6 protein-coding genes, 1 tRNA gene and 1 pseudogene are annotated in these 6246 nt (G+C 47.0%); 5 read left to right on the forward strand and 3 right to left on the reverse strand.

From position 1 onward, the window contains the following. Positions 1–912: 912 nt before the first annotated feature. Together QUA25_RS17170 and QUA25_RS17175 are read right to left on the reverse strand one after the other, a co-directional pair. Positions 913–1638, reverse strand: coding sequence for a hypothetical protein (locus QUA25_RS17170; protein ID WP_006631881.1), 726 nt, complete (start codon positions 1636–1638; stop codon positions 913–915). Between the two features lie 85 nt (positions 1639–1723). After that, positions 1724–1876, reverse strand: a complete 153-nt coding sequence (locus QUA25_RS17175) for a hypothetical protein (protein WP_333039846.1) — start codon at positions 1874–1876, stop codon at positions 1724–1726. Between the two features lie 270 nt (positions 1877–2146). On the opposite strand from QUA25_RS17175, the gene QUA25_RS17180 reads away from it, so the two are divergent. The 5 genes from QUA25_RS17180 to QUA25_RS17200 all read left to right on the forward strand — a co-directional run bounded on the left by QUA25_RS17180 (position 2147) and on the right by QUA25_RS17200 (position 5215). Then, a complete protein-coding gene (locus QUA25_RS17180) occupies positions 2147–2698 on the forward strand; it encodes a GNAT family N-acetyltransferase (RefSeq protein WP_172187348.1) in 552 nt (183 codons plus the stop codon). Then, the gene (locus tag QUA25_RS17185) at positions 2683–2871 is read left to right on the forward strand and encodes a hypothetical protein (protein ID WP_333039847.1); all 189 of its coding nucleotides are present in this window, start codon (positions 2683–2685) and stop codon (positions 2869–2871) included. Before QUA25_RS17180 ends, QUA25_RS17185 begins: the two co-directional genes overlap by 16 nt. Positions 2872–3024: 153 nt before the next feature. Beyond that, positions 3025–3098, forward strand: a tRNA-Pro gene (locus QUA25_RS17190). 152 nt (positions 3099–3250) lie between these two features. Next, positions 3251–4087: a Tic22 family protein gene (locus QUA25_RS17195; protein WP_333039848.1), complete on the forward strand. Its 837-nt coding sequence runs from the start codon at positions 3251–3253 to the stop codon at positions 4085–4087. A gap of 147 nt (positions 4088–4234) precedes the next feature. After that, positions 4235–5215 (forward strand): HemK/PrmC family methyltransferase, encoded by a 981-nt coding sequence (locus QUA25_RS17200; RefSeq protein WP_333039849.1) that lies wholly within the window; start codon positions 4235–4237, stop codon positions 5213–5215. 108 nt (positions 5216–5323) lie between these two features. On the opposite strand, the pseudogene QUA25_RS17205 reads toward QUA25_RS17200, so the two are convergent. Further along, positions 5324–6246, reverse strand: a pseudogene (locus QUA25_RS17205) (WD40 repeat domain-containing protein); the annotation flags it as partial.

Here is a 6246-nt window from a genome sequence, read left to right on the forward strand (position 1 = left end):
TGCCCTTTTATGCGATTTTTTTATCGGAAATTTTGGTGTTTGTAATCTGACTACATCCTTATTGTAAGCGGTTATTAACTCAGTTCATTATAGCTAAATCAATACTGCGGACAGTTTTTGCAACCAGACTACAAGCTTTACAGCACAAGGATCATAAATAAAGTCCAATTAAATGCAACTCCGGGTAGAGCTGACATTGATTTAATTATCCACAGGGGCTGCGAAGTCCTACAGAATAAGCCCTTGGCTCATATAAAAACTGTCCGGAGTCTTGCTAAATTATAGATAATTTTAAAACTTCAATTATTGATTGTAATAACACTGATAATAACTTTTAAGTCCTGTTACCAAGCGTTTGTGTAATTCGCTCGGTGTAGGGAGTTTTATGGTTTGCTCCGTTGCTCTCAACGCCACTATTTCCAGCATTATCCCGTTCTCCCAATTGTAAGCGTGTCTTGCTACTCCAGAATCTTGACGGAATTAAAACCTGTTTATTAGAAGGTTTTAATTCCGTCTTAAACGAAAGTAACACTTGTTCAATACTTCGGACTGTTTTTGATAGCCAACCGTAGAAGAAGGATTTTAAGGCTCCAAGGCAATCGAGCTACCAACGGAAAATCGCTGTTTTCAGAGTAGGAACTAAAAACACTCCGGATTATTGCTTGTTAAACTCGCCTATTTATCTGGCACGTTTTTTCTATTATGGTGGTTATTTTGTAGATGAATTACCCATCAAAGTTAAAAAGCTTGACAATATCGTTTGTGCGTCTCCCATGTTTATGAGAACCGCTATCTACACTCGTTTGTAGGAACAATTTTGCCGAGCTTTTTATCCTATCTCACTGGAAAACTTTTGCAAACTAATGTCTACTTATAGAAATCTAGTTATTTAGGGATCATCGGTAGCTTGCCCTAAAATCGCTCGCCCAGCAATCTTTGTCGCACCCCCTCAGCGATTTTCTGCCCCAGATATTCGGGAATTAAACTTTCATTGGGCCCCAACAAGTAGAGAATTAGGCGAGTTCGCCCCCGCCAAACCAGCAAATTAGCATTTACGACCAACAAATCCTCTTGCCAGATTGCATACATAACTTTGTAAAAAAGTCCAGGTTGATTATCTGCTTCAATCAGTAAAGCTGGCAAGTGGAAAACCGGATCGACGTAGAATTCAGTTGCCACATCTTCCAAACCCGCGTCTAAATTAAATTCCACCGCCAACATCTCTTCAACCTCAAAATGTCCCGCCAATGCCTCTCGAACGGCTCTACAGACGTTTTCTGCTGTTTTATCTGCCAGTACCTTGCCACCGCGAGATACGACCAATTTGATAAATACCAGCATGGGCGGGTAAATTTGACCGTACAGACTCAGACTGTGAATTGTCAGTCCGTAGGCCGCGAGCACTCCAAAAATATCGCTCAGTAGAAAAGACTGGTTCCGGTAAGCAAAATGCAGGGCACTTTTGTTACCTTCGGCTCGGATTTCGATGACTGCTTGCCGAGTTTTGTAAAGCTGGTAAGCTAATTTGAGGTTTTGCAACTGGATTTCGCTGCTGACAAATTGCTCATAAAACTGCGGAAACGCTCGGTTAAAGCGCTTGAGGAGTTCTAGTGTAGATGGTTTTAAACCCGAAGCCATAATTGAGGAGAAGGTGCGGGAGATATACGAGGTATTGACTCTTCCATGCCTTATGGCAATGGGATTTTCGATTCGACGATTCGACTTAAATTGTGCCCGTCTCCTCACTAAAAGCAAAAGTCAAATCTGTCTGAGAACTTATCACGAGAATGTCACCGTTGCGCCATTCCAGTGGTATTTCCCACCAAGGGTATAAGTTCCGGCGCGATCGGCGGCACTCAAAAGAAGCATTTCCCAAAATGCCTCAGTCCTGGTTCGGCAACAAATTTTACCTTAAAAGCGGGTTGTCCGGGCACTGGCTAGCAGAACAGTTCTACCAAACTTGACAGAATCAAAAAAGCGCAGACTCAATGTTGGACGACAAATCCCTGTTTTCGGCGTAAGATGAGTGTACCGTAAACTGTTCCTCAAGAGGCTACCGGCAATTGATCCTACGCCGATCGGAGTGGGTTTATCTGTCGGGTTCTCTTTCTCGTCGTCCAACTTCTACTACCTTAACCGCGCCTGCATGGGTTTTTGGAAAAACTTATTTAGTAGTTCTGAGTCTGCCTCTGTACCCCAAACAGCGGATTTTGAGGAAGATGTGGCTGTTGGGTTAGGCGATCCGCTTTCCCCAACGTTTCGCAAACCCGCCAGCGGCAACGCTCGCATCTTTTTCAGTTGCGATCGGGACATTGACCTCTACGAACTCGAAGAACTTTGTAATGCAGTGGGTTGGTCCCGCCGTCCCCTGCGTAAAGTCAAAAAAGCTATTCAGCACAGCTTCCTAGTCGTCTCTATGTGGGAGATGCGGGGCAGCCAGCGACGGCTGGTGGGTTTCGCCAGAGCGACTTCAGACCATGCTTTTAATGCCACGCTTTGGGATGTGGTAGTTCATCCCGACTACCAGGGCAAGGGCATGGGCAAGGCGCTGATGAAATACATCATTAAAAAACTCCGCAGTGAAGATATCAGCAACATTACCTTATTTGCTGACCCTCAAGTGGTGGACTTTTACCGCAATTTGGGCTTTATGTCCGATCCAGAGGGGATTAAAGGTATGTTTTGGTATCCAGATTAGCAAGCGAGGTGCAGGTCGGCGTTGATTTGTTGAGGACATACAATACAATATTGACGCTGACAACACTGAATGCACCTGTGCGCTGCGGTCAGTTACCCGTGGATGTATCTCGGCATCAGGGCGGTTATGAAGCTGTGCAAGTATTGTCAGTCGATTTGAGCCGAGCACGATAGGAGTCAGGGGCTGGTATCGGTTTTTGGGTGGGGTCAAACCGGACAACCTGAAAAAAACTTCGCCTTAGCTGCATCGAGAGCTAAATATTTAATAAAGCTTGACAAGCAAGCGGTTTTGTGTGTTAATGGTTAGAGGTTAGCTAACTATACCACCGGGATGTAGCGCAGCTTGGTAGCGCGCCTGCTTTGGGAGCAGGATGTCGCAGGTTCAAATCCTGTCATCCCGATCGCATAATGTTAAATAATAGATTGAAGCAGAACTGTCTCTGATGTTTACATTTCGTAAAAATGAAAACAAATTGAGGCAGTTTTTGCCGATCGTGTTAAGTCGCCAGTCTTTGCGTTAATGTGTTTCAGGATCGCTCCTGATGGAAAAAACATGAAATCATTAGTTCGTTTGGGCGCAATATTGGGAATTGTCGGCAGCACTCTGCTGGGCCCCTCCCCAATTGGCAAGATGTCTGCACTGGCACTGCCGGAGCCGCAAATTTTGGAAAAATTGCGATCGGTGCCGGTATTTACGATTACAGACGCTCAGGGTGCGCCCCTGGTCGCTTCTGTTCCCAAGCAGGGTCAGGGTCAAACTGGTAATGCTTCGGTGGCGGGAATTTTCATCAGCCAGAAAGATGCTCAAGCTTTTGTGGATCAACTGAAAACCAAAAATCCTCAGTTGGCGGCGTCGGTGCGCGTGATGCCGGTGTCGCTGGGGGAAATTTATCAGATCACTCAAGCAAATAAAGGCAAGCCGGAGGAGGTGCAATTTGCTTTCGTTCCGGCTCCGCAGCAGGTGCAGTCGGCTAAAACTGTACTTCAGCAGACTGGTCAACAAGTTAACGAGTTCAACGGTGTACCTCTGTTTTTGGCCAGAGGCGGCGCGGAAAATGGTTATTTGACGATTCAGCGGGGTCAACAAGAGGTGATTCCCTTGTTTTTTAACAAGGAGGATTTGCAGGGAATGGTCGATCGTTTTAAGCAGCAGCAGCCGAACGTGACTGCCACAATTAAGATTGAGGTGGTGAACTTGGAGAGCGTTTTGGAAGCTTTGCGTACTGAGAACGACCCGTTTTTGACCCAAATGATGTTGATTCCGTCGCGGGAGTCCCTGGAATTTGTGCGATCGCTCCAACCTGCTGGTGCGGGCCAAAATCCACAGGTTGCTCCGGCTCCAGCTCGGCCGGCTCCAGCCTCTCCGGCTCCAGCTCGACCGGCTCGCTAATAGTTAGCCAGCACTCATCAGTCATTAGTCATCAGTTCTCAGTCATTGATTAGTAGGTTGGGTTTCTCGACTCAACCTACTATTTACGAATTAGAAATTAGCAATTAACAATTAGCAATTAGCAATTAGCAATTATTACGAAGCCTTATGTTAGTTTCGGGTTTAGAGGTTTGGCAGTGGATGAATCAAGCTAAAACCGAGGCGAGATCCTATGACATTCCCCTAGCAGAAATCGACTGGCTTCTGCAAGAGCTGGCGGGTTTGGATAGGTTGGCTCTGCGTTTGGAATCGTTTAAAGATTTGCCAAAAATAGAATTAAAGTTGTCTTTATCTGAACTTGCTCAATTGTGGCAGCAGCGCTTGCAGGAACGGGTGCCGGTGCAGTATTTAACGGGAGTTGCACATTGGCGGCATTTTTCGCTCAAAGTAACGCCGGCGGTGCTAATTCCGCGTCCTGAAACGGAATTGCTGATCGATTTGGCTGTAGAAGCTGTTAAAAGCCGTTTAGAAGCCGAAAATATCAATCAAAAATTTACTCCCCCCAACCCCCCCTTACTAAGGGGGGGAGAAGATTTAAACTTCTCCGAACTTCGGGGGGGAGAATTTGCCAAATCGCATTGGGTGGATTTGGGGACGGGCAGCGGGGCGATCGCGATCGGGTTGGCTTCTGCGTTGACAAATGCTACGGTTTATGCAGTAGATTGCAGTTCGGAAGCTTTGGCAGTTGCTCGACTGAATGCTGAGAATTTGGGTTTTGGATCGCGAATTAATTTTTATCAAGGTTTGTGGTGGGAACCGCTAGCATTTCTCAAAGGTCAAGTCAGCGGCATGGTGTCTAACCCGCCTTACATCCCCAGCAGCACGGTGCTGACTCTGCAACCGGAAGTTTTGAAGCACGAACCTCATCTGGCCTTAGACGGCGGCTTTGACGGGTTAGATTGCATCCGGCATTTGGTAGAAACGGCTCCCGATTATTTAGAATCCGGGGGAGTTTGGTTGGTGGAGATGATGGCGGGACAAGCTGAGGCGGTAGCTGATATGCTGCAAAGTCACGGAAGTTACGGTGAAGTTCAGATATTTTCTGATTTAGCAGGAATCGATCGCTTTGCCTTAGCTTATCGACGTTAGGGATCAAGGCAAGCAAATAGAGAATTTATCGAATGTGCATTGTTGCTTGATTTTCCGAGATCTAGTTGGGAAAGCAGTAAGAAGGAGTTGCTATCATAAATGGAAGCATCATTTCTGACTTTTCCCAGTACCAATACCATCACATAGATGTCTGTCACTTTCGCTGATATTTGCGCTGGGGTTCTGCAAATAAACCCGCACCTTATCGCAACCGCGCACCAGTAAATCGTCAAAATTCAAATTCCACAAAATCACTGTCTCGTCCTGACTGGCAGAAGCCAAGGTTTGACCATCGGGGCTGAAACTGACACTCCAAACCCAACGGCTATGCCCCTGGAGAGTGCGGATTTGCTTGCCAGTGGTGACCTCCCAGAGTTTGATGGTGTTGTCCTGACTGGCAGAAGCCAAGGTTTGACCATCGGGGCTGAAACTGACACTCATAACCACCTCGCTATGCCCTTGGAGAGTGCGGATTTCCTGGCCAGTAGTGACATCCCAGAGTTTGATGGTCTTGTCATCACTGCCAGAAGCCAAGGTTTTACCATCGGGGCTGAAACTGACACTCCAAACCTGAAAGCTATGCCCCTGGAGAGTGGGGATTTGCTTGCCAGTGGTGACATCCCAGAGTTTGATGGTGTTGTCCTCACTGGCAGAAGCCAAGGTTTGACCATCGGGGCTGAAACTGACACTATAAACCAAACTGCTATGCCCCTGGAGATTGCGGATTTGCTTGCCAGTGGTGACATCCCAGAGTTTGATGGTGTTGTCATCACTGCCAGAACCCAAGGTTTTGCCATCTGGGCTGAAACTGACACTCCTAACCCAACTGCTATGCCCCTGGAGAGTGCGGATTTGCTTGCCAGTGGTGACATCCCAGAGTTTGATGGTCTCGTCATAACTGGCAGAAGCCAAGGTTCTGCCATCGGGGCTGAAACTGACACTCGTAACCACCTCGCTATGCCCCTGGAGAGTGCGGATTTGCTTGCCAGTGGTGACATCCCAGAGTTTGATGGTCTTGTCCCGACTGGCAG

The organism is Microcoleus sp. Pol17C6, from assembly GCF_036701145.1.
Taxonomy (GTDB): Bacteria; Cyanobacteriota; Cyanobacteriia; order Cyanobacteriales; family Microcoleaceae; genus Microcoleus.

Coding starts and splice junctions, on each gene's coding strand:
- QUA25_RS17200 (WP_333039849.1), top strand. CDS start 4,235: ATGTTAGTTTCGGGTTTAGAGGTTTGGCAGTGGATGAATCAAGCTAAA.
- QUA25_RS17170 (WP_006631881.1), bottom strand. CDS start 1,638: ATGGCTTCGGGTTTAAAACCATCTACACTAGAACTCCTCAAGCGCTTT.
- QUA25_RS17180 (WP_172187348.1), top strand. CDS start 2,147: ATGGGTTTTTGGAAAAACTTATTTAGTAGTTCTGAGTCTGCCTCTGTA.
- QUA25_RS17195 (WP_333039848.1), top strand. CDS start 3,251: ATGAAATCATTAGTTCGTTTGGGCGCAATATTGGGAATTGTCGGCAGC.